Here is a 23,078-nt window from a genome sequence, read left to right as displayed (position 1 = left end):
GGCGAGATGTCGGGCCCCTGCGACGGTCAGGCGGACGTGCAGCGGATCGCCGGCGGGCCGTTCGGGCACGACCGCGCGCGGCCGAGGTAGACCTTCGGTCGCACGCGTCGGAGCGGTGTGAAGCGGTGTACCCCGCCCGGCGGTCTCCCGCAGGTCCACCGCCGCAGATCCACGCCGGAACCGGACCGCGCCGCAGCCCGGACCGGTCGGTGTGCGACGGGCTCAGGCCGGGCCGGCCGGTCCCTGCCGCTTGGCGAGTTCGGCGAGCAGCGGCCGCAGGGCGGCGGGGACCTGCGGCTCCGTCATCTCCACCGTGCGGTCCCCGGCCGGCCAGTGGACGGTCAGACGGAGGCGCGGCGTCGCGGCGGCCGGGCCGGAGACCGCCGCCGAGGACGGGCCGAGCGCCTCCAGCGCGCGCAGGGCCTCGGCCGCCTGGGGGCCGGGCAGCTCGTCGGTGTCCAGTGAGGAGGTGGTGCGCAGGCCGGTGAAGCCTCCACTGCGCTCCAGTGACACACGCACCACGGTCTCTCCCTCGTCGCGTCGGCGGATCTACCAGAAGCCCTGCTGGCGGGCGGCCGCACGGACCACCTGGGCCGACTCGGCGGGCACCTGCTTGCCCTCGGCCAGGATCCGGGCCTGCGAAGCGGCCACCACGGCCGCGTCGCTGAAGACCGCGGTCGGCCACAGGTTCTGCAGGGTCTGGTACATGATCAGGGTACCCGCGTCGAGCCCGATCTCCTTGCAGATCAGGTAGAACCAGCGGTTGGGGATGCCGGACATCAGGTGCGGGTCGGCGGGTTCGAAGTACCCGCTCATGTCCCGGGGCTGAGGGTCCCGCCCCATGGTCGGATTGTCGTACGCCGAGCCGGGCTCGGCCATGTTGCGCAGCGCCTCGCCGGCGAGGCTGTCCGCCATGACGTCGTCGCCGATGAGCCAGTTGTGGCTCTCCGCGTCCCGGTGGTTGGCCCAGGCGTCGATGGCCGAGCCGATCATGTCGCTGAACGACTCGTTGAGTGCGCCGGACTGGTCGTCCGTGTAGTTGAGGCCCGCGGTGAACTGGGTCACGCCGTGGGTGAGCTCGTGCCCGGAGACGTCGAAGCCGCAGGTGAGGTCCTTGAACACGATGTTGTCACCGTTGCCGAAGACCATGATCTTCGCGTCGGGGTCCCAGAACGCGTTGGCGAAGTCCACACCGAAGTTGACGTTGCCGACGAGGTTCAGGCCCGCGTTGTCGATCGAGTTCCGGCCGAGCTGCTGCTTGTAGAACTCCCGGACCGCACCGAGGTGGTCGTAGGCCTGGTCGGCGTTCTGCCCGGCCACCGCAGGGTCCCCTTCGCCCCGGATCAGCCTGACGTTGTACGTCCACTGGTTCTCGTCGTCATAGATCAGACGGGCGGCGCTCCCGTCAGGCGGAACGGTGACACCGGCGGCGGCCACCACCCGCGGCGCGGCCACCAACTGAGCCGTACCCGGCACGTCCGGGGTCTGGAGCCGACGGGCCCTGCGGAACTGGGCGGACACCACGGCGGTCCGCTGGGCCGGGGTGGGTTCCAGGCTCTCCCGGCCCTGCACGCGGGCGATGTGGTTGAGTACGTGGGGCGGAACGAACGAGCAGTAGCGGTTCATGACGGGTCCCTAGAATTGACGCTCACCGGGTCGGCGGGCTCCCGATGGCGCCCGCGCCGGTCTTGCCGAGCCCCTCTCTTCTCTCCCCCTGCCGAGACATTCTTCTCTTCGTACCCGGCCCTTCCAAGGGGCAGAAAAGCCCCGTCGCCCTGGGTAGATCGGTCCGGCGCCGCGGCCGGCGGCGGCTCCGGACCCCCTGCCCTCGGCGGCCCGGCCGCGTCAGCCGCCGAGCAGCCCGGCGAAGTCGTACCCGAGCCGGGCGAGCGTGGTGAGGTCCCCGAGGTCGGTGACGGCTCCGACCGGGATGGCGGTGTGTTCCCGGTAAGCCGGGGTGGCGGCCGCGGACGTCGCGGCGAGGGCGGCGGCGAGCAGGGCCGCGGTGACGGTGGTTCGGACCAGAATGCGCATCGGGGCCTCCGGAGACGGGGACATGCCGGCCTGATAACCGCCGCCGGGCGTCGCGGACACGGTCCGGGGGCCGGTCGTGGTCGTCCGCACACGGCCGGGCCGCCGCGGGCCTGCCCCTTATCGGTGGCCCTGCGGTGGAATCGGCCCCTGGGGGACGAGTTGTCCGAGGCTGCCGCTAGCGTTCCGATCACATCGCGGCGAGGGTGTCTCGACTCCCCTCCGGCGTGCGGACATTCCTGATCACGGCAAGAGCGACGGCAAGAGCAAGAGGTGGGGACCGATGGGCTGGCTGGCTGCGGGCGAGGGGTACGAAGTCTCCTTGGTGGAGGGCCGGGTGACGGCACGGTCGACGGCCGGGCGATCGGCCGGACGGCAGCTGAAGACGCTGCCGAAGGCGGTACGGGAACACCCCGAGGTGGACCGGCTGCGGAGGTTCGCCGAATGGCTGGACCGTCATGCGGCCGGCTGCGTGGCCCAGGTGGACGCCTGGATGGTCTCCTCGCTGCCCGTCCCGACCGGGCTGGTGGCCCGGGTCTGGCCGGACGAGGCCTGGCAGACGGCCCTGCGCGACCTCGCGGTCGTCGGCGACGACCCCGACGAGGTGGGCTTCCTCCGCGACGCGACGCCCTCCGGTGAGCTCCGGCTGGTCAACCTGGACGGCGAGACGGTGCGCATCTCGCCCGCGACGGTGACCCTGCCCCACCCCGTGCTGCTGCCCGACCTGGAGGACCTGCGCGAGTTCGCCGCCGAACTCGGCGTCGTCCAGCGGGTCGACCAGATCCACCGGGCCACCTGGCACCGCCCGGAGGGCCTCGCCGCCACCGCCCACGAGGTGTCGGACTTCGCCGGCGGCAGCTTCCCCTCCCGGTTCCGGCTGGCGGCCCGGGCCTCCGCGCTCGGCTACCGGGTGTCCGGCGGCTACGCCACCTGCCGGGTCCGGGACGCCGGACGCACCACCGAGGCGGCGGTGTGGATCGGCGAGCCGTACTGGGACGGCGACTCGGAGACCGGCAGCCTCGTCTGGCGCGACCTGGACGGGCGCGCGCTCGCACTGCCCGAGGTCGGGCCGGTCGCCTGGTCGGAAGGGATGCGGATGGCCGCAGCCCTGCACGCCGGCCGCACGGTCGAGGAGGGCCGCAGCGCATGAGCGACACGATGACGGCGGGCACGCCGACGCAGGACAACGGTGACGAGGTGGCGGGAGTGACGGACGTGCGGATGACCGAGGCGCAAGCCGCAGACCTGCTGCTGGCGGGAGGCGTGCTGCCCCCGGGGACGACGGGCGCGGGCGAGCGGGCGGTCCCGCTCACCGCCCGGAGCTACCGTCACCCCGGGCTGGACGACCGGGTCGTGGTACGGCTGGTCCCCGGCGAGCTGGGCCCGGCCGAGGACCTCGCCGCGGGCTTCCTCGGCCTGCGGCCCGCCGAGGACACCGACGGGCCCGACGCCGCCCCCGTGGAGGTCGGCCTCGGCCTGCGCCAGGCCCTCGGCTTCCCCGAATGGGTGCTGGTGCACCACCCGGCGGACGGCCACCACGCGCTCGGCATCGTGCCGGAGCTCGACCGGGTCGCCCACCTGGCCAAGTCCAAGCCGAAGGCGGCGTTCGACGCCTACCTGGAGATCGCCGACCGCCTGGCCGCGGCCGTGCCGCACTTCCTCCCGACCTTCCACGAGCAGGCCGGCCGGGTGTTCCTCGCGGTGGAGAACGCCACCTACGCCGCGCAGCTGTTCACCCGGGCCCGCAAGGCCGAGGCCCAGCACGGCCTGCGGGTCGACGAGGACCGCCTCGACGCGGTGTTCCTGGAGTACGCGCTGGCCGGCGCACTGCCCGTCAAGGTGCTGTCCGGGTACGCGAAGGAACTCGCCGCCCGCGTCCCGGCGGACGAGGCGTTCCGCCGCTTCCGCACGCTCTGCGTGCGCCGCACCGCCGGCGGCCTGCAGCCGTCCGCCCAGATGGCCGCGGACCTGCGCAGGCTCGCCCGCGCCGCGGGCACCGACCCGGACACCGCCGAGGGCGAGTACCTGGCCGACCTGCTCGGCCTGCCGGCCACCCTGCGCGCTGCCCTCGGCTGGTGGAAGGGGCACCGCGAGGCCCTGGCATCGCTGGCCCGGCGCGACCCCGCGATACGCGGCGCGCTGCTGAACCTGATGCCCGCCGCCGACGACCGCGACCTGCCCGGCCTCTGGCTGGACATCCTGGAGGAGTGCGGCGCCACCCCCGGCCTGTGCGACCCGGGCCTGCCGCCGCAGGAGCGCCCGACCGACGGCGCGGCCGGCTGGCTCGAACGCTTCCTCGCCTGGCGCGGAGGCCGCTGGGGCGCCCGCACCCGGATCCCGGCCCTGTACGCCCTCGTCGAGCGGACGGCCGCGCAGCTGCGCGCCGAACTGGCCGGCACCGACCGGGCCGTCCGCGTCACCGAGGCCGACGTCGACCTGCTCGACCAGCTGCTCTCCCTCGACGTCCCGGTCGCCGACCCCGCCGACAACACGGCGCTGCGCCTGGAGCAGTGGGCCTCGGACGACACCCGCCGCGACCTGCTCGCGCTGGCCGCCGACGACCGCTTCCGCCCGGCCTTCCGCAGCGGCGCGCACCGCATCGGCGGCAGCCACGACGGCATCCGGGCGCTGCGGGTGCTCGCCGAGTCGCCGGGCGGCCGCCCGATGCTGGCCGAGTGGATGGCGGAGGTCGCCCGCACCTCCCGCGCCACCGGCCTGCCCGGCCTGCCCGACGCGATCAGCCGGCTCACCTGGCTGCCCGGCGAGGTCCTGGCCCTCGCCGAGGACGACGTGCGCGGCGCGGCCGCCCTCGACCTCCCCGAGGTGCTCGCCCGCACCCTGCGCGGCGGCGTCCTCGACGAGCTCGGCTGGCCCGCCTGGGACGAGGCGGCGGCCGCGCTGGTCGCACCGAAGGACGTCGACGACATCATCGTCTCGGACGCCTGGCCGCACCTGATCGTCGCCGGCCCCACCCAGGCCCGGGTGATCGGCGCCGAGGGCACCGTCCTCACCCACGACCTGCGGATCCCGGCCGACGACACCGCCGGCAGCACCGGCTTCCACTACGTGGACGAGGAACTGCTCGTCTACTGGTACTCGCGTCAGCGCAGCCACCGCGCCGCCGGCTACTGGCACACCGCCGCCGACCGGATCTTCTCCATGCCCGAGGGCACCCGCACCCGCGGCACCGACGTCAACTGGCTCGGCAACATGCGCGACTTCAGCCTGCCGCTGCCCGGCGGCGGCCGGACCACCGGCGCCGGCGTCGTGCACCCCGGCGACACCTCCGTGCCCGCCGAGCGCGCGGTGATCAGCGACGGCACGTCCTTCTGGGTCTGGGCCGACGCCGAGCCGCGCGACACCTGGCACGAGTACGACCCGGCCACCGGCACCACCGGCCGCGCCGCCATGCCCGGCTTCCTCGCGGACGCCCTGACGCACGCCCCCGCCGGCAGCACCTTCGGCTCCGGCTGGCTGCGGCCCACCGCGACCACCGGGCCCACGCCCGCCGACACCCCGGTCGACGGCCTCTACGGCTGGCGCAGCGTCACCCTGCCCGACGGCACCAAGCGCGGCGAGGACCTCGCCGGGAACACCGTCACCGTGCCCGCCCACGCCAACACCCCCGTACGACGGGTGCTCTTCCCCGGCTGCGACCACCCCCAGGCCGTCGCCCAGGACAGCTACAGCATCAGCCTGTACGACGAGGACCACGTCGTCACCGCCACCGCCCGCACCGACAACGCCCCGGGCACCTTCGCCGAGGGCAGCCTCGCCCTGCCGCCGCTGCGCTACTGGCACTGCCTGCAACCCCGCGATCCGCAGGGCTCCCGCGCGCTGCGCCGGATCGACCGGGACACCACGGCCGCTCTGATCAAGGCGGCCGCCGCCACCGACCCCAAGAAGCCCCGGGAGCTGCTCGACGCCGTCCGCACGGTGCTCCCCGAGGTCGGCCACGACGCGCTGGTGGCGGGCATCGCCGGCATCGTCCGCTTCGCCACCACCCAGCAGCTGGCGCTGGACGCCGTCGCGAAGCGGCTCGAACAGCAGCTCTCCGGCACCGGCGAGGAGCCGGACGAGGAGCCCGTCGGCCCGACCGACCAGCAGGTCCGCGAGGCGCTGAACGGCCTCGGCTACCACCGCGGCTGGTACGGCTCCGAGCACACCCACGACATCCTGCGCCAGACCCGCGCGCTGGCCCGGGCCGTCCGGGCCGAGCTCGAACCGGCCCCCGCGGGCACCCTGCACGTGGACGCGCCGGCCCTGCCCGGCGAACGGCTGAACTGGATCGACCTCGGATCGCTGGCCCCCGCGCTCGCCTTCCGCGTCGCCGTCGCCACCACCGACCCGCAGGACCGCGAGGCACTGCACGCCCTCGGCCTGGAACTCGACACGCTCGGCCTGACCACCGCCACCGGCGGCGCGAACTGGCGGCAGTCGCGCGTCCACCTGGACGGCAGCCACCTGCTCGACACCGACGGCAGCCGGCGCAGCGCCCACGTCGACGCGCTGCTCGCGCAGGGCGACGGCGCGTTCCTCGCCTTCGTCGCCGCCGACGTCGCCGACAACGGGGACGCGGAGTGCACGGTCCTCCACCACGACCCGGCCGGCCGCTTCGAGATCCCGGCCCCGTACACCCTCCGGTCCACCGGGCCGATCCCCGCGGGCCCGACCGACGACCGGCTGCCCGGCCTGCTCGCCGCTCTCGCCGCCCGCGGACCCGCCCCCTGGTTCCCGGCGGCGGCCGAGGAGTTCGCGCGACTCACCGGCGTCACCGAGACCATGGCCCGCCTCGTCGTCGCCGGCCTGCCGAAGGCCGACTCCTACGAGCGCGGCTTCCTGACACCCGAGCTGCGCAAGCTGCTCGGTGTCAAGGTCGCGGACGCCGCCGTCGCCAAGGGCGAGCTGCGCGCCCTCGCGGCCGACACCCGGCGCGCCGTCGTCGCGGCGCTCCTGCCCGCCGAGCCGGACCGGCTCTGGACCGAGGGCCCCGACGTGGCGGCCGCCGCCGAGGTGTGGAACGCCAAGGTCGGCCGGCGCGTGGCCGTCCCCGAGGCGCTGCTCGCCGAGGCCGTCCGCGCGGTGCGCACGGACTGGGCGCCGACCGTCTCGCTGGCCGCCGTCCTCGACCCGGCCGGCACCCCGGAACTGACCCGGGACCTCGCCTGGAAGGTCAAGGGCGACCGGGTCGTGCCCGCCGAGCAGGGGGCCACCGGCTTCACCGCCAAGACCCTGGTCGGCGCCGTCGCCCTGACCGCCTGGCTCGCCCACCGGCTCCCCGCGGGCGATCCGCTGCGAGCCGCACTGCCGGCCGCCCTGGCCGCCGTCCGGGACCGCCTGGCCAACCCCGAGCTGATGCTCGACCTCGGCCGGTACGTCCACCTGCCGGCCTTCCGCAAGGTCGCCGGCGCCCCGACCGAGGTCGGCGAGGGCTACGAGCGCTACGGCGCCGTCATCATGGCCACCCACGACGACCAGCCCGCCCCCGGTATCCGCACCGCGCTGCTCGACACCGCCGGGCAGGACCCGTACCTGCCCGCCCTGCGACTCGACGACCAGCAGCCGTTCCCGGCCGAGACGGCACTGGGCGCGGCCCGCGACCCGCGCCTGGCGGCCGCGCTCGCCGACCCCGGCGACCCGGTGGCCGGGGAACGCGGCAAGGACGGCACCTGGTGGCCGCAGGACCCGTCCCGGTCCGTGCCCGACCTCGTCGAGGCCGTGGCCGAGCGGCACGGCCTCGGTGCGGACGCCGCCACCGTCTACCTGATGCTGCTGGCGATGCCCGACCCGACCGACCGCAACACCGCGCGGTGGACCGGCTGGCGCCCCGCCCGGATCAAGGCCGCCCGGGCCGAACTCGCGGCCACCGACCTGGTCGTCGAGGCCACCCGCAGCCGGGCGGGCCGCTCGCTCTTCCTGCCGGGCGGCTGGACGGAGCTCAGGACCCCGCACCTGCCCGTGGAGACCTGGAAGCTCCCGCTGCTCGACCTGGTCAGCGGCCAGAGCGTGCTGCTCGGCGTGGCGGTGCCCACCGAGCCAGCCGCCGCGCTCTACCGCAGGGCGTGGGCGCGGCTGGGCGACGGCGACCTCCCGCGCTTCCAGGAGCTGAGGACGCGGCGCGGCCGACGCCGCTGATCGTGCCGCCGGGCCGGGTGCCGCCGCGCACCCGGCCCGGCCGGCACCACCCCTCGGCCCGTTCCACCTTTTCGACCACCCCGCGGTCGGCCCCGGCCGACCCCGCAACCGGAGGACCCCGGATGACCCCGACGACCGACCAGACCACGGCCCCCCAGGCCCCGCCGGCCCGGCAGATCCTGCCCGCCGAGGAGCGGTACGCCGACGAACTCGCCTTCCTCGCCGCCCTCGACGACGGTCCCCGCCCGCCCGGATGGGCGCTCACCCCGAGCGCCGTGGTCACCTTCGTCTGCGGCAGCGGCGGCGAGGCCCTCAACCTCCCGGCCCGCCGCCGGGCCGCCGGCAGGCTGCCGGCGAAGCTGGTGATCGCCCCCAAGTTCGTCGGCGAACGCGCCCTGGTCGAACGCTGCGTGGTCACCCTCGCGGGGGAGCGGGGCCTGCTGCTCGTCGGCGAGCCCGGCACCGCCAAGTCGATGCTCTCCGAACTGCTGTCCGCCGCCGTGAGCGGCACCAGCGACCTCACCGTGCAGGGCACCGCGGGCACCACCGAGGACGCCTTCCGCTACGGCTGGAACTACGCCCTGCTGCTGGCCCAGGGGCCGACCCCGCAGGCCCTCGTCGCCTCCCCGGTGCTCACCGCCATGCGGACCGGCCGGGTCGCCCGGATCGAGGAGATCACCCGCTGCCTGCCCGAGGTGCAGGACGCCCTGGTCTCCATCCTCTCCGACCGCCGGGTGAACGTCCCCGAGCTCGCGGGCACCCCCGACGCCTCCGTCGCCGCGGCCCCGGGCTTCACCGTCCTCGCCACGGCGAACCTCCGCGACCGCGGCGTCTCGGAGATGTCCGCGGCCCTCAAGCGGCGCTTCAACTTCGAGACCGTCCACCCGATCGCCGACGCCGAGGCCGAGATGTCGCTGGTCCGCGGCCAGGCCACCGCCGCCGTCCAGCGCGCCGGCGCCGCCTTCGCCGTCGACGACGCCGTCCTCGACGTCCTGGTCACCGTCTTCCGCGACCTGCGCACCGGCCGCTCCGCCGAGGGCTGGGACCTCGAACGCCCCGGCACCGTGATGTCCACCGCCGAGGCCGTCCACGTGGCCTCCTCGCTCGGCCTCGCCTCCGCCTACCTCGCCGGCGGCGACGTGCTCGACCTCGTCCCCGGGCACCTCCTCGGCGCCGTGCGCAAGGACGACCCCGCCGACCACGCCCGCCTGCTCGGCTACTGGGACGGTCCGGTCCGCCGCCGCGCCGAGGACGGCTCCGCCATGTGGCGCCGCCTGTGGGACCTGCGGGAGAACCTGCGGTGACCGACCCCCGTACGACGGCGCACACCGCCGCACCCATCGACCCCGCGGCCACCGACCCCGCCGCCACCGACCCCCGTGCCGTGGTGGACACCCTGGCCGCCTCCGCGAGGCCTTACCTGATCGGCGTACGCCACCACAGCCCCGCCCTGGCCGCCGCCGTACCCGCGCTGCTGGACGCCGCCGGCGCCCAGGTGGTCTGCGTCGAACTCCCGGCCGACTTCCAGCACTGGCTCCCGCACCTGGCCGACCCGCAGACCCTCGCCCCGGTGGCCCTCGCCGGGGCCGGCGAGGACGGGCGGCTCGGCTTCTACCCGTTCGCCGACTTCTCGCCCGAGCTCGCCGCCGTCCGCTGGGCGCGCGAGCACGGTGCCCGGGTGGTCTGCTGCGACCTGCCGATGGCCGACCCGCGCTGGTCCGCCACCGGACCCGAGACCGCGCCGGCCGGGCCCGCCGACGAGCCCGGCAAGCCGGCCGACGGGCACGGCGGCACCGCCTTCGCCGACGCGCTGGCCGCCGCCGGCACCGGCCGCGACGGCGACGACCTGTGGGACCGCTCCGTCGAGGTGCGCGCCCCCGGCTGCCCGCCGGACGCCGTCCGGCGCGCCGCCCTCGGCGTGGGCTGGGCACTGCGCCGCGACACCGCCGAACGCGGCGGTGTCCCCGCCACCGACCTCGCCCGCGAGGCCCACATGCGCGCGGTGATCGCCGAGGCCGGCGCCGACGGCGCCCGGGTCGCCGCGGTCGTCGGGTCCTTCCACGCGTCCGCCCTGCTCACCGAGGCCACCGCCGCACCGGCGGCCCCCACCGCCGAACCCGCCGAAACCCCCGGGACGACGATCGCCACCTCGCTCGTCCCGTACACCTTCGGGCTGCTCGACTCCCGGTCCGGCTACCCGGCCGGCATCCGTGACCCGAAGTGGCAGCAGGCCGTCCTCACCGCCGGCGGCGACCCCGACCAGGTCCGCACCGCGGCCGCCCGTGCCATCACCGACCTGTGCCGCGAGATGCGCGCCGCCGGGCACACCGCGGGCACCGGCGAGGCCACCGAGACCCTGCGCCTGGCCTGCGACCTCGCCCGGCTGCGCAACCTCCCGGCCCCCGGCCGCGGCGAGGTGCTCGAAGCAGTCACGACCGTGCTCGGGCAGGGCGAGCCGCTCGGCCGCGGCCGAGCCCTCGCCCAGGCCCTCGAAACCGTGCTGGTCGGCACCGACCGGGGCCGCACCGCCCCCGGCACCCCCCGCTCCGGGCTCGGCCCCGGCGTCGAGGCCGAACTCACCACCCTGCGCCTGCCCTGCCCGGACGAACCCGACTCCCGCGAACTGCGCCTCGACCCGCTGCGCTCCGCCCTCGACGCCCGCCGCGAGATCCTGCTGCAACGCCTCCAGGTCTGCGGCATCGGCTACGGCGAACCCGTCGAGGTCACCGCCGCCGGCGACGCGACCGCGCTCACCACCCGCTGGCGACTGGCCTGGACACCGTCCGTCGCGGCCCGCCTCGACCTCGCCGGCGTACGCGGGGTCACCGCGGCGCTCGCCGCCGCCGGCACCCTCCGGGAGACCGCCCGCCGCGAGCGAGCGGACGGCGGCCCCACCAGCACCCAGCTCCTCGACGGCCTGCGCGCCGCCGCCCGCTGCGACCTGTCCGACCTGGTCACCGAGCGGCTCGCCGAAGCCGAGACCGTCCTGCCGTCCAGTGCCACCCTCCCCGAACTCCTCACCGCCCTCGACCTGATGGAGGCCCTGCGCCGCTCCCACCTGCCCGGCACCACCCCCGCCGGACGCGAACGCGCCGCCGAACTGGCGGTCACCCTGCTCGAAGCCGCCGTCCGCGCCCTGCCCGGCCTCGCCGGCAGCGACGACCCACAGGACGCAGCCGCCCTCGTCGCCCTCGCCACCCGCGCCGGCGAACACCGTCTCGGCCTGCGGATGGACGACGCCCTCGGCACCCTCGCGCGCACCGGCTCCCCGCTCGTCCAGGGCGCGGCGCTGGCCGCCCGGGTCCTGCTCGACCTCGACGGCGCCGACACCCTCGGAGCCCGCGCCGCCGGCTGGATCGACACCGCCACCCACCCCGAGGCCCGCCACCGGCTCGGCCGCCTGCTGACCGGCCTGCTCACCGCCGGCGGCCCGCTGCTGCAGTCCGCCCCCGACGCCCTCGGCCCCCTGCTCGACCGCGTCGACACCCTCCCCGACCGGGAATTCCTGGACCGCCTCCCGGCCCTGCGCGGCGGCTTCGACGCCCTCGCACCCGCCGGCCGGGACCGCCTCCTGCGGACCGTCACCGACCGCCTCGGCGACCGGCTCGACCTCACCCTGACCGCCCCGCCCGAACTGATCGCCCTCTGGACCGCGGCCGACGCGGCGGCCACCGCCGCCCTGACGGCCCTGCGGCTGCCCGGCCTCACCACCACCGGCCTCACCGCCACCGGCACCCCCGCCGACCGGCCCGGACCCGCTCCCGCTCCGCCGCCCGCGGCCGCCGCCGAAGCCGGGCCCGACACCCCCACGAGCCCCGCACCGTCCCCGGTACCGTCCCCCGCACACCGCCTCGCCCCTGCCGACCGCTGGCGCCTGCTGCTCGGCCGGGAACCCGAACGGCTCCCCGCCGACGCCCGTCGCTACGCCCACGCCCTCGACGAGCTCTACGGCGCCGGGCGCGGCGAAGGCGCCGGCGACCTCGCCGGCGCCACCGGCGACGGCGGCGGTCAGGGCGCCTCCTTCCCCACCGCCCGCGAGTGGGCCGAGGAACTCGACGCCCTGTTCGGCGCGGACGTCCGGGAGGAGGTGCTCGGCCGGGCCGTCGACGCGGGCCGCACCGACGTCCTCACCGAACTCGACCCCGAATCCGTCCGCCCGTCCGTCGACCTGCTGACCTCCGTGCTCAACCTCGCCGGAGGCATGCCCGAACAGCGCCTCGCCCGGCTGCGCCCCCTGGTACGCCGCCTCGTCGACGAACTCTCCCGCGAGCTCGCCACCCGGCTGCGCCCCGCCCTCACCGGCCTCGCCAACCCGCGGCCCACCCGCAGGCCCGGTGGTCGGCTCGACCTGCCGCGCACCCTGCGCGCCAACCTCGCACACACCCGGCGCCTGCCCGACGGCCGGACGGTCGTCGTCCCCGAGAACCCGGTGTTCAGCACCCGCTCCCGGAAGGAGGCCGACTGGCGGCTGATCCTGGTCGTCGACGTCTCGGGCTCGATGGAGGCCTCGGTCATCTGGTCCGCCCTCACCGCGGCGGTCCTCGGCGGCGTACCGACCCTGTCCACCCACTTCCTGGCCTTCTCCACCCAGGTGATCGACCTGACCGACCGGGTCGCCGACCCGCTCTCCCTGCTGCTGGAGGTCAAGGTCGGCGGCGGCACCCACATCGCCGCCGGACTCGCCCAGGCCCGCTCCCTGGTGACCGTGCCGAGCCGCACCCTCGTCGTGGTCGTCAGCGACTTCGAGGAGGGCTACCCGCTGGGCGGCCTGCTCGCCGAGGTGCGCTCGCTCGCCTCCTCCGGCGTGCACCTGATGGGCTGCGCGGCGCTCGACGACACCGGGGCGCCCCGCTACTCGGTGCCCGTCGCCCAGCAACTCGTCGCCGCCGGCATGCCCGTCGCCGCCCTCAGCCCCCTCGCCCTCGCCCGCTGGGTCGGCGACCGCCTCCGCGGAGAAACCCGATGACACCTCCCACCACAGGTCTGCCACCCGCGGCGCCGGACACCGTCGCCGCCGCCGTCGAGGCCCTGACCTCCCGGCTGCGCAAGAAGCTGGACGCCGCCGTCGAGCTCTACGCGGCGCTGCCCGTCACCACCGCCGGCGGCGGCGCGGTCACCGTCACCTGCGGCGAGGACGCCCTGGTCACGCTCATCCCCGGGCCGTCCGGCGCCGTCACCGACCACGACCAGGTGCACTGCTCCTGCCTGCTGGCGCCGCGCTGCCTGCACCGGGCGGCCGTCCTGAGCGCCTGCCCGGTGGCCGACCCGGAGACCGCCCCGGCGCCGGCGGACACCGACAGCGGTGCTGCCGCGGCCCCGGCCGCGCCCGAACCGGACGCCGAGGCCCCCGCCGAGGCCGCCCGGCCGCTCACCGCCGCGCAGGTCCGGGCCGCGGCCGGACTGTGGTCGGCCACCGCCGCCGTGCTCGCCGCCGGCGTCCCCGCCGCCGGAGCCGTCCCGCAGGCCGAACTGCTGCGGGCCGCGCACACCGCGCGGCTCGCCGACCTGCACCGCGCCGAGGCCGCCGCTCTGCGGGTGGTCCGGGGCCTGCGCGGGGCGCGCGCCCGCCACGACAGCCACCGGTCGGCCGACCTGGTCGCGGCCCTGCGTGAACTCCTGCTCACCACCGGCCTGCTGACGGCCACCGAGCCCGGTTCCGCCCCGCCCGACCCCGGCCTGCTCGGGACCGCTCGGCGGGCCTACCGGCCCGGCGGCGCGCTCCGCGTCCACGGCGTCTGCCGGGAACCGGTGATCAGCGCGACCGGATACGGCGGCGTGGTCACCCATCTGATCACCGACGAGGGCCGCTGGTACTCCGTCGCCGACGTCAAACCGGGCGGCCCGGCCCGGGCCCGGGGCGCCGGCACCGCGACCGTCACCGTGGGCGCCGCCGTCCTCAACCACGCCGAACTCTCCCGCGGCGGGCTGCTGATCGCCGGTGCCACCGTGTCCGAGGACGGCCGCCTGGGCTCCGGCAAGGGCGTTCGGGCGAGCGTCGCCAAGGGGCTCGACTGGACGTCGGGCCCGCTCGCCGCGCTGTTCGCCCGCCCGCTGGCCCAGGCCGCCGCCGACCGGCTCGCCGACGGACCGGCCGCCGACCCCGAGCAGACCGGACGCGTCCGCGAACCGCTCGGCTGCGACCTGGTCGTGCTCGGCGCCGCCGCCGACTGCGTGATCGCCCGCGAGCTCGACCCCGCCACCTCGGCGGCCCGCGGGCCGCTGATCCGCCTCGCGGCGGCCAACTCCCATCCGGACCTCGCGCACACCGCCAACCTCCGGCAGCTCGCCGCCCACCCCGGCGTCCGGATCCGCGTCCTCGCCCGGATCGACCCCGACCGCGCCGCCACCCTTCGGCCCCTCGCCGTCGGCCCCGTCCCCGGCGCCGCCGCGACCCTGCGCCTGCCGCCGCAGTGGCAGGGCCACGCGGACCTCGGCTACGACCCCCTCCAGGGCGCCCACTTCCCCCCGGTGGACGCCTGCGAACCGGCCGGCCCGCCGCACGGCACCCCGGCCGACCCGCTCGCCGACTCCCCGCTGTGGCGGGTGCGCCGCCTGGTGGAACTCGCCGTCACCGGAGGCCGCCGGGCGGCCGCCGAGGCCGCCCGCAGCGGTGACCCCCGCACCGACGCCGCCGCCCTGCGCCGCACCGGCTTCCACGGCGCCGCCGGCCTGGCCACCGCGCTGGTCGGCGAGGCGGACCGCCGTCACCGCGACGTGTTCGGCCGGCTGGGCGAGCCCGGCGCCGACCGGTACGCCTCGGCCTGGCTGGCGGCGGCCGTCCACCTCACCAGCGCCGAACGGGCCGTGGTGCGCGCCACCTGGGCGGAGTGATCGCCGGGCCCGCGCCGACCGGGCCGGGGTCGGCGCGGGCCCGTGGGCGGGCCCGGGCGGGTCGTGCCCGCGTGGTCGGCCGCGGTGGTGGGACCGTGGAGTCATGTGCGGTCGATTCGTCTCCACCACCGGTCCGCAGGATCTGGTCGAGCTCTTCGGGGTGACCCGGTGGGACCCGACCGAGGCCCTGGAACCCGACTACAACGTCGCCCCGACGAAGGACGTCTGGGCGGTCCTGGAGCGGTCCGACAGGGAGACCGACATCGTCCACCGGCAGCTGCGGGCGCTGCGCTGGGGCCTGGTGCCCTCCTGGGCGAAGTCCCCGGACGTCGGGTCCCGGCTGATCAACGCCCGGGCGGAGACCGTCGCGGAGAAGCCCTCCTTCCGCAAGGCGTTCAGCGCCCGCCGCTGCCTGCTGCCGGCCGACGGCTTCTACGAGTGGACCTCCGTCCCGGCGCCGCCCGGCGGCAAGGCCCACAAGCAGCCGTACTTCATCGCCCCCGCCGACGGCTCCCTGATGGCGATGGCCGGCCTGTACGAGTTCTGGCGCGACGACAGCCGGCCCGACGGCGACCCGCAGGCCTGGTGGACGACCTGCACCGTGATCACCACCGACGCGACGGACGCGGCCGGCCGCATCCACCCCCGCATGCCGCTCGCCATCGACCCCGCCGACGTCGACGCCTGGCTCGACCCCGCGCACACCGACCCCGACGGCCTGCGCGCCCTGCTGCACACCCCGGCCGGCGGCGAGCTCACCGCCACCGCGGTGTCCACCGCCGTCAACAACGTGGCCAACAACGGCCCGCACCTCCTGGACCCGGCCCCCGACCCCGCCTGACCACCGGGCGGGACCGCGGTGCGCGACTAGGGTGGAGTGATGAGCCCCGGATACCGTCCCGTTCCCGCCCGGCCGGCCGGGCCGCAGGACGTCGACGCCATGGTGGACACCCTGACGACCGCGTTCTTCGACGACCCGCTGTGGGGACCGGCCTTTCCGGACGCCGAGCGGCGCGCGGTCCAGGCGGCGGCGCTGTGGCGGCTGTACGTGACCTCGGCGCTGCGCTACCCGTGGACGCTGGTGACGCCCGCCGTGGAGGCCGTGGCCGTCCTGATCCCGCCGGGCGGCACCGAGCTGACTCCTGAGGACGAGGCCGGGCTGGAGCCGCTCCTGTCGGAGGTCGCCGGTCCGGACGTGGCCCGGGCGATCATGATCGTCTGCGAGCGGTTCGAAGCGGTGCACCCCACCGAGCCGCACTTCTACCTGAGCCTGCTCGGCACCCACGACGACCACCGTGGCAAGGGCCTCGGCATGGGCCTGCTGGCGGAGGCGCTCACCCGCGTCGACGCCATCGGCGCCCCTTGCTACCTGGAGTCCTCCAACCCCGCGAACGACGTGCGCTACGGGCGCCTCGGCTTCGTCCCGCACGGTCGGATCACCCTCGCCAGCGGCCACGTGGTGACGACCATGTGGCGCCCTGTCCGCTGACCGGGCGCCATCTCCCGGGGGTGGCCGGACCACTCGCTCGAGCGGGACTCGACCGCGGCTCGGCAGCCGCTGGATCGCACCGTCGACGCCCCCTGCGACGTGGCAGGCTCTGTTCCATGAATCGGTCGAATCACATCCCCGGCCCCGACGCGACCGTCCGTGGACTGCGGATCCCGAGCCTGTTGAGCACCCTTCTCGCCCAGGGCCGGTGGCGCCACCCCGGCGACGACACGATGTCCAGGCTCATCCCGTGGTTCGAGGACCCGCTCGACTTCCTGACCAGCCTGGAGCGGATCGAGCGCGAGTCGGTCGCGCTGGACCGGATCGCCGACCACGAGCCGGCCCAGCTGTTCCGGGAGGTCCGGGGGACCACCCGGGACGCACCGGTCGAGCTGCCGTGGCTGGACGTCGAGCAGGCCGTGCTCATCGCGGTCTGCCGCTTCGCCGGCGACGATGTGGCCCTCGCGCTGGACTACCGCACCGATGCCCTCGACCCGCGGGTGGTCGGGACCGACATCTGGACCAACCCGCAGCTGTACGAGTGGCGCACCGTCGCGCCCACCTTCTCGGCCTTCGCCTCCGCGCTGAATCTGGCCGCCTGACGACCGCTCGGCAGGCGGCAGGCCGGAGGCGGCCGGCGTCCTTGCGGCGAGCGGGCGGCGGACCCGACGCACCGGAACGCACCGGCGCGCAGGCCTCGCGCGGACCGGCCATCCCGGGCACCGTCCGCGCGTCGGCCGGGCCAGGCAGGATCGTCACTGGTAGTAGTTGTCCGCAGGCGTTGGGTCCCGGATGCGGCCGCATGGCGGTGGTGCCGTGGGCCTCCGGCCGGGTGGCGGGTCGAGCGGGCAGGGAGCGGATCATGGGTGGCGGACGACGTACGGGCGCCGGGGCGCGGGAGTGCCGGTCCGGGATGTTCCGTCTGGAGGGCTACCTGGCCTGGGAGGCGGAGGTGGCCGCCGCGCAGCGCGAGGCGGCCGGATTCGTCGAGCGCTTCCCGTGGCTCTCCGGCGGCCAGCGCGAGGCGGTCCGGGAGGCCTACGAGGCCGAGCGGCTCGACTTCACGGAGGGCGTCTTCGACCGGGCGGCGAGGCGCTCCAGGCGGGTGGCGGAGTTCTACCGGCGGCGTTGTCTGACCATCTGTACGCGCTGGGCCGGAGCCTGTGTCGCGGCGATGGCCGTCACGGCCCTGCTGGCGGCGCTCCCGGTGCTGCTCCGCGGCTGACGCCGTCCGGCGCCGGCCCCCGGTGGGGATTCGGCGCCGGACGGCTGCGGGCGGTCCGCTAGTGGTGGCCGCTGCCGATCTTGCGGGCCTCCTCCTCGGTGGGTTTGGCGATCTGCCCGTCCGAGCCGAAGTAGCCCACGGACAGGCGGTGCCTGACCCAGGCGAGCCGGTTCGGCTTCCCCTTGGGGCCGGTCGGCTCCGGCGCCGGTGCGGGAGCGGGCTGGTCGTGCGCGGTGAGCCGGTGCATCTGGGCCTGCGGCAGCGGGGCGTGCACCTCGATGAACTCGCCGTGCGGGAGCCGCTTGATGACGCCGCTCTCCCGGCCGTGCAGGACCTTCTCCTTGTCCCGGCGCTGAAGGCCGAGGCACCAGCGCTTGGCCACGAAGAAGACGATCACCGGGACGACGAAGAAGCCGACCCGGACGGCGTAGGTGATCGAGTTGAGCGACAGGTGGAAGTGGGTGGCGACCAGGTCGTTGCCGCCGCCGATCAGCAGGACCAGGTACTCCGAGATCCACGCCGCGCCGAAGGCGGTGCGCACCGGGGCGTTGCGCGGCCGGTCGGCGATGTGGTGCTCGCGCTTGTCGCCGGTGATCCACGCCTCGAAGAACGGGTACGTCCAGATGGCGATCAGGACCAGCGGGAAGACCATGAGCGGGACGAACACCCCGAGGTTGAGGGTGTGGCCGCCCCAGACCGAGATCTCCCAGCCGGGCATGACCCGCACCAGGCCCTCGGAGTAGCCCATGTACCAGTCGGGCTGGGCGTCGGTGGAGACCTGGTCCGGCCGGTACGGCCCGTAGGCCCAGATCGGGTTGACGGTGGCGATCGCGGACATCGCCGCCACGATCCCGAAGACCAGGAAGAAGAACCCGCCCGCCTTGGCCATGTAGATCGGCATCAGCGGCATGCCGACGACGTTCTTCTGCGTCCGGCCGGCGCCCGCGAACTGGGTGTGCTTGTGGTAGAAGACCAGGATCAGGTGCGCGGTGAGCAGCCCGACCATGATGCCCGGGATCAGCAGGATGTGGACGGTGAACAGCCGCGGGATGATCACCGTGCCGGGGAACTGGCCGCCGAAGATGAACATCTGCAGGTACGTGCCGACGACCGGCACGGACAGCACCGCGCCCTCCATGAACCGGATTCCGGTGCCCGACAGCAGGTCGTCGGGCAGCGAGTAGCCCATGAACCCGTCGAACATGCCGAGGATCAGCAGCAGCGCGCCGAAGATCCAGTTCAGCTCGCGCGGCTTGCGGAAGGCGCCCGTGAAGAACACCCGCATCATGTGGACGAGCATCGACGCCACGAAGACGATCGCCGCCCAGTGGTGGATCTGCCGGATCAGCAGCCCGCCGCGGATGTCGAAGCTGATGTTCACGGTGGAGGCGTAGGCGTCCGACATCCGGACGCCGTTCAGCGGCCCGTAGGCACCCTCGTAGACCACCTCGCCCATGCTGGGCTTGAAGAAGAACGTCAGCCACACGCCCGTCAGCAGGATGATGACGAAGGTGTAGAGCGCGATCTCGCCGAGCATGAACGACCAGTGGTCGGGAAAGACCTTGCGCAGGTTCGCCTTGGCCAGCCCGTAGATGCCCAGGCGCCCGTCCGTCCAGTCCGCGAGCGCTTCGGCCCGGTTGGCCGGCTGCTCCCGTGTCGACGCCGGGGCCGCGGGACGGGACGACTGCCGGTCAGCCCGCATGGCGGCCCCCTCGCGGTGCGACGGGGCAGTGCGCGGCCGGGCCCGTACGGTGTGGCCGGGCAGGCCGCGTGGCCGGTCGTCGACGGTCGGCATCTGTGGTCATCGAAGCGCCTCTCCGGAAGGAAGGGCACCGCGCGAGGCGCCGTCCTTCGGCCCGGCGCGCTCGGGGGTACCCACGTCGATGGCGGCCGTCGTGGAGCGGCGGCCGCCTGCGCGCCGGACGGCCCGCCACCTTCGCTCGGCCACCGGCGCGACCCCGCCACCCCGGTTGCCCGGAGTGACGGCTCGGTTACACCCCTCATGCTGTCGTGTCGTGGATGCGCACGCACGCTCATCAGGCCGTGTCGACCACGTCCGCATCCTCGACGGACGCGCCGGCCCCGCCCGGGCGGGCCGCACCCCGGCCGGTAGGTTTCCGAACATGACCCTCGCTCACTTCGTGCTCGCGTCCGGCCGTTCGATCGAACTCCAGGACGTGCGGATGTCCTCCACCTACGGCGGATTGCTGGAGGGCTATCCGTTCCGGCGCTGGAACGACCGCATTCTCGAACGCCTGGTCAAGAACGCCGGACAGGGCGGCACCCGGCCGGTGCACCTGGTCGAGCCCGTCCGGGAGCATCCCGACCACCCCGCCGGCGCCTTCGGCCCCGTCGAGCTGCTGCCCGCCGTGACCTGCACCGGCTCCTTCAGCTCGTACCCGGTCGACCCGGACCTCGACACGGTGCTGCACTACTCGGCCCTGACCGTCGTGTGGTTCCAGGCCACCCCCGTCCTCCCGACGTCCGGGAGCACCGATCACGCCCTGGCCGCCGTCCGCTGGGACGACCTCGCCGAGGACCGCGAACTGTAGGCACGCCCCGGCGTCCGTACGACCCCTGTCCGAGGGCTCTGGCATACTCCGCACACCCGGGGCCGCGCACGAAGATCACCCTCAACCGTCGTCGCCCCGGGGATCGTGGAAGGAAACGGGGATGGATCCGAGGAACGTGCTGCGGCGATGGCCGCTGGTGGGGCGAGAGGCCCAGCTGTCGGAGTTCGAGGAGGTCCTGCGCGACCCGCGCAGGGCCGGGTTCCTGGTCTTCGGGCCGGCGGGCGTCGGCAAGTCCCGGCTGGCGGAGGAGTGCGCCGACCTGGCGGCCGCGGCCGGTCACCGCGTCGGACGGGCCCTGGCCACCGCGGCGGCGGCCTCGGTGCCGCTGGGCGCCATCGCCCACCTGCTCCCCGCCGGGGCCGACCTCTCGGACCCGGTCGCGGGATTCGCCGAGGTGGCCCGGCTGCTGTCCGCGCGCCCGGCGGGCACCCCGCGGCGCCGGACCGTCCTGCTGGTCGACGACGTCCACCTGCTCGACGCCACCTCGGCCATGCTGCTGCGTCAGCTGATGGACGCCGGGGTGGTCCTGCTGCTCGGATCCGTCCGCTCGGGGGAGGCCGACGGCGAGGCCGTCGCCGCCCTCGGACACGGTGACGCCGTCCACCAGCTGGACCTGGCAGCCTTCGGCCTCCCGCAGGTCGAGACCCTGCTGGAGCAGGTGCTGCAGGGCGCCGTCGGGCACAACACGGCCGGCCAGCTGTTCACCGCCAGCGGCGGGAACCCGCTCTACCTACGGGAGTTGGTGGTCGGAGCGGTCACCTCGGGAGCCCTCACCAGCGACGGTGAGATCTGGGCGCTCGGCGCGGAGCGGCTGCCCGGCACCCGCCGGCTCACCGACCTGATCCGGGCCCGCCTCGCGGTCGCCCCGCCCGCGGGCCGGTGCGTCCTCGACGCCCTCGCCCTGTGCGAGCCGCTCTCCCTGGCCCGGCTCACCATGGAAGCCGGCGAGGACACCCTCGACCGGCTGGAACAGTCCGGGCTCGTCGTCGTCGCCCAGGAACGGCGCCGCACCGCCGTACGGCTCGCCCACCCCCTCTACGGCGAGGTGCTGCGCGCCGACATGACCGCGCTGCGCCGTCGCGAGACCCTCCTGCGGCACGTCGCCCTGACGGAGAAGAGCGGCGCCCGCCGCCGCGAGGACGCGCTCCACCTGGCCACCCATCAGCTGGCGGCCACCGGCACCGCGGACCCCGCGCTGCTCGTGCACGCCGCCGTGCTGGCCGCGCACGCCCGGGAGTACCCGCGCGCGCTGGGCCTGCTGCGGGCCGTGCCGAGGGAGCAGCACGGCTTCGCGATCCGGCTGCTGCTCGGGCGGACCCTGTACGAGGCGGGGGACTTCCGGGAGGCGGAGGAGGAGCTGGCCGCCGCCGACGCGCTCGCCGCCGACGAGCAGGAACTGCTGACCGCCGTCCTGATCCGCACCCAGAACCTCGTCTGGGGCCTCGGAGCCCCGTACGCGCAGGTCCTGACGGTCATCGATGCCGCCCGCGACCGCGTCCGCAGCCCCCTCGGCATCCGCGCCCTGGCGGTCAACGAGGCGAGCACGGCCTTCGCGGTGGGGGAGTTCGCGCACAGCCTCGCCCTGTACCCCGACCTCGAACCCGACGTGGCGCAGGCACCGGACGCCCGGCTGTGGCTGATGGCGGCGACGGCCAGGTCCGCGGCGCTCGCGTTCCTGGGCCGCGGCGAGGAGGCCGTGGACTGGGCCCGGCGCGTCCTCCGCGCCCACCCGGCCACCGACGCCGACACCGACGCGTACGCCGTGGCCACGCACGAGGCGGCACACCTGTCCGTCCTGGCGCTCGCGCTGACCGAGTGCGGCCGGCTGGCCGAGGCCCGCGCGGTGGGCGAGCGGGCCTACGCGGGCCTCGCGGACGCCGGCGTGTACACCGAACGGCGGCTGCTGGCCTTCCACCTGGGCCGCGGCGCCTGGCTGGCCGGGCATCCGGCACGGGCCCGCCGCTGGTTCGCGGAGGTCGCCCGGGCGTCGCGCCCGCACACCGCGGTCGCCCTGCCGATGGCGCTGGCGGGCATCGCCGGCTGCGCCGCACTGCAGGGCGACCTCGACGCGGCCGAGGCGGCGCTGGCCGAACGCGACCGGCTGCCGGGCGCGACGGTCATGCCCGAGGAACAGCTGGGCGAGGCCTGGCTGTACGTTGCCCGGGGCGAGCTGACCCGCGCCCGCGCCCTGCTCGCGCAGGCGGCCGAGGAGGCCCGCGAGCGCGGACAGGTCTCCTTCGAGGCCGTCCTGCTGACCGACCTGGCCCGGCTCGGGCAGGCGCGCGAGGTCGCCGACCGGCTGGCGGAGATCGCGGCCGGCTGCAACGGGCCGTTCGCCCGGGCACGTGCCGAACTGGCCGGCGCGCTGGCCGCGCAGGACCCGGACCGGCTGCTCGCCGTCGCGGCGGACCTGGAGACCATCGGCGCCGACCTGCCGGCGGCCGAGGCCGCCAAGGCCGCCGCCGTCCTGTTCCGGGAGAGCGGCCGGGCCCGCCGGGCCACGGCCACGGCGGTCCGCGCCGAGGAGCTCGCGGCGCGCTGCGAAGGCGCCAGGACACCGGCCCTGCTGGTCGGCGAGGAGGCGGTCCGGCTGACCGGGAGGGAGCAGGAGATCGCCCTGCTCGCCTCCCGGGGCATGCTCAGCAAGGACATCGCCGCCCGGCTGACGATCTCCGTCCGGACGGTCGACAACCACCTGCAGCGCATCTACGCCAAGCTCGGCGTCACCACGCGACGTGAGCTCGCGGGCCGGTTCGGCTGAGGCCGGACCGGCCGCGCGCCGGTCTCACCCGGT

Annotated in this window: 15 protein-coding genes; 11 read left to right on the top strand and 4 right to left on the bottom strand. The window is 75.7% G+C overall.

The window, feature by feature from the left end; genetic code table 11:
• Nucleotides 1–222: 222 nt before the first annotated feature.
• From OG871_RS03765 to OG871_RS03755, 3 genes are all read right to left on the bottom strand, one after another.
• Nucleotides 223–522 (bottom strand): protealysin inhibitor emfourin, encoded by a 300-nt coding sequence (locus OG871_RS03765; protein WP_371494205.1) that lies wholly within the window; start codon nt 520–522, stop codon nt 223–225.
• 27 nt (nt 523–549) lie between these two features.
• Complete coding sequence (locus OG871_RS03760; protein WP_371494204.1) at nt 550–1,626, bottom strand: M4 family metallopeptidase; 1,077 nt, start codon at nt 1,624–1,626, stop codon at nt 550–552.
• A 219-nt stretch (nt 1,627–1,845) separates the two neighbouring features.
• Nucleotides 1,846–2,034, bottom strand: coding sequence for a hypothetical protein (locus OG871_RS03755; protein WP_371494202.1), 189 nt, complete (start codon nt 2,032–2,034; stop codon nt 1,846–1,848).
• Between the two features lie 280 nt (nt 2,035–2,314).
• Here OG871_RS03755 and OG871_RS03750 point away from each other — a divergent pair, with 280 nt between their 5' ends.
• The 9 genes from OG871_RS03750 to OG871_RS03710 all read left to right on the top strand — a co-directional run bounded on the left by OG871_RS03750 (nt 2,315) and on the right by OG871_RS03710 (nt 17,711).
• Nucleotides 2,315–3,181 carry a DUF4132 domain-containing protein gene (locus tag OG871_RS03750; protein WP_371494201.1) on the top strand — a complete coding sequence of 289 codons (867 nt, stop codon included), beginning with the start codon at nt 2,315–2,317 and terminating at the stop codon, nt 3,179–3,181.
• 71 nt (nt 3,182–3,252) lie between these two features.
• Nucleotides 3,253–8,166 (top strand): DNA-binding protein, encoded by a 4,914-nt coding sequence (locus tag OG871_RS03745; RefSeq protein ID WP_371503206.1) that lies wholly within the window; start codon nt 3,253–3,255, stop codon nt 8,164–8,166.
• 122 nt (nt 8,167–8,288) lie between these two features.
• Nucleotides 8,289–9,470 (top strand): AAA family ATPase, encoded by a 1,182-nt coding sequence (locus tag OG871_RS03740; RefSeq protein WP_371494199.1) that lies wholly within the window; start codon nt 8,289–8,291, stop codon nt 9,468–9,470.
• 35 nt (nt 9,471–9,505) lie between these two features.
• Nucleotides 9,506–13,132: a DUF5682 family protein gene (locus OG871_RS03735; RefSeq protein WP_371503205.1), complete on the top strand. Its 3,627-nt coding sequence runs from the start codon at nt 9,506–9,508 to the stop codon at nt 13,130–13,132.
• Nucleotides 13,129–14,997 carry a hypothetical protein gene (locus tag OG871_RS03730; protein ID WP_371494198.1) on the top strand — a complete coding sequence of 623 codons (1,869 nt, stop codon included), beginning with the start codon at nt 13,129–13,131 and terminating at the stop codon, nt 14,995–14,997. Before OG871_RS03735 ends, OG871_RS03730 begins: the two co-directional genes overlap by 4 nt.
• Before the next feature lie 103 nt (nt 14,998–15,100).
• Nucleotides 15,101–15,838: an SOS response-associated peptidase gene (locus OG871_RS03725; RefSeq protein ID WP_371494197.1), complete on the top strand. Its 738-nt coding sequence runs from the start codon at nt 15,101–15,103 to the stop codon at nt 15,836–15,838.
• Between the two features lie 39 nt (nt 15,839–15,877).
• Entirely contained in the window at nt 15,878–16,486 is a 609-nt protein-coding gene (locus OG871_RS03720) for a GNAT family N-acetyltransferase (protein ID WP_371494196.1), read from the top strand.
• Nucleotides 16,487–16,602: 116 nt separating this feature from the next.
• Nucleotides 16,603–17,088, top strand: a complete 486-nt coding sequence (locus OG871_RS03715; RefSeq protein WP_371494195.1) for a hypothetical protein — start codon at nt 16,603–16,605, stop codon at nt 17,086–17,088.
• A gap of 311 nt (nt 17,089–17,399) precedes the next feature.
• Nucleotides 17,400–17,711, top strand: coding sequence for a hypothetical protein (locus tag OG871_RS03710; protein ID WP_371494194.1), 312 nt, complete (start codon nt 17,400–17,402; stop codon nt 17,709–17,711).
• 58 nt (nt 17,712–17,769) lie between these two features.
• On the opposite strand, the gene OG871_RS03705 is transcribed toward OG871_RS03710, so the two are convergent.
• Nucleotides 17,770–19,413 (bottom strand): cytochrome bc complex cytochrome b subunit, encoded by a 1,644-nt coding sequence (locus OG871_RS03705; protein WP_371503204.1) that lies wholly within the window; start codon nt 19,411–19,413, stop codon nt 17,770–17,772.
• A 421-nt stretch (nt 19,414–19,834) separates the two neighbouring features.
• On the opposite strand from OG871_RS03705, the gene OG871_RS03700 reads away from it, so the two are divergent.
• Nucleotides 19,835–20,263 carry a hypothetical protein gene (locus OG871_RS03700; protein ID WP_371494192.1) on the top strand — a complete coding sequence of 143 codons (429 nt, stop codon included), beginning with the start codon at nt 19,835–19,837 and terminating at the stop codon, nt 20,261–20,263.
• Nucleotides 20,264–20,384: 121 nt separating this feature from the next.
• Entirely contained in the window at nt 20,385–23,045 is a 2,661-nt protein-coding gene (locus tag OG871_RS03695) for a LuxR C-terminal-related transcriptional regulator (protein ID WP_371494191.1), read from the top strand.
• The last annotated feature ends 33 nt before the right edge of the window (nt 23,046–23,078 follow it).

Source organism: Kitasatospora sp. NBC_00374 (genome assembly GCF_041434935.1).
GTDB lineage: Bacteria > Actinomycetota > Actinomycetes > Streptomycetales > Streptomycetaceae > Kitasatospora.
The sequence above is the reverse complement of the archived record's forward strand: the minus strand, read 5'-3'. Positions and strand labels throughout refer to the sequence as shown.

Bases quoted from the DNA above. Each gene is read 5' to 3' on its own strand.
- OG871_RS03705 (WP_371503204.1), bottom strand. From the start codon at position 19,413: ATGCGGGCTGACCGGCAGTCGTCCCGTCCCGCGGCCCCGGCGTCGACA.
- OG871_RS03730 (WP_371494198.1), top strand. From the start codon at position 13,129: ATGACACCTCCCACCACAGGTCTGCCACCCGCGGCGCCGGACACCGTC.
- OG871_RS03740 (WP_371494199.1), top strand. From the start codon at position 8,289: ATGACCCCGACGACCGACCAGACCACGGCCCCCCAGGCCCCGCCGGCC.
- OG871_RS03695 (WP_371494191.1), top strand. From the start codon at position 20,385: ATGGATCCGAGGAACGTGCTGCGGCGATGGCCGCTGGTGGGGCGAGAG.
- OG871_RS03720 (WP_371494196.1), top strand. From the start codon at position 15,878: ATGAGCCCCGGATACCGTCCCGTTCCCGCCCGGCCGGCCGGGCCGCAG.
- OG871_RS03710 (WP_371494194.1), top strand. From the start codon at position 17,400: ATGTTCCGTCTGGAGGGCTACCTGGCCTGGGAGGCGGAGGTGGCCGCC.
- OG871_RS03700 (WP_371494192.1), top strand. From the start codon at position 19,835: ATGACCCTCGCTCACTTCGTGCTCGCGTCCGGCCGTTCGATCGAACTC.
- OG871_RS03750 (WP_371494201.1), top strand. From the start codon at position 2,315: ATGGGCTGGCTGGCTGCGGGCGAGGGGTACGAAGTCTCCTTGGTGGAG.
- OG871_RS03755 (WP_371494202.1), bottom strand. From the start codon at position 2,034: ATGCGCATTCTGGTCCGAACCACCGTCACCGCGGCCCTGCTCGCCGCC.
- OG871_RS03760 (WP_371494204.1), bottom strand. From the start codon at position 1,626: ATGAACCGCTACTGCTCGTTCGTTCCGCCCCACGTACTCAACCACATC.
- OG871_RS03745 (WP_371503206.1), top strand. From the start codon at position 3,253: ATGACCGAGGCGCAAGCCGCAGACCTGCTGCTGGCGGGAGGCGTGCTG.
- OG871_RS03715 (WP_371494195.1), top strand. From the start codon at position 16,603: ATGAATCGGTCGAATCACATCCCCGGCCCCGACGCGACCGTCCGTGGA.
- OG871_RS03725 (WP_371494197.1), top strand. From the start codon at position 15,101: ATGTGCGGTCGATTCGTCTCCACCACCGGTCCGCAGGATCTGGTCGAG.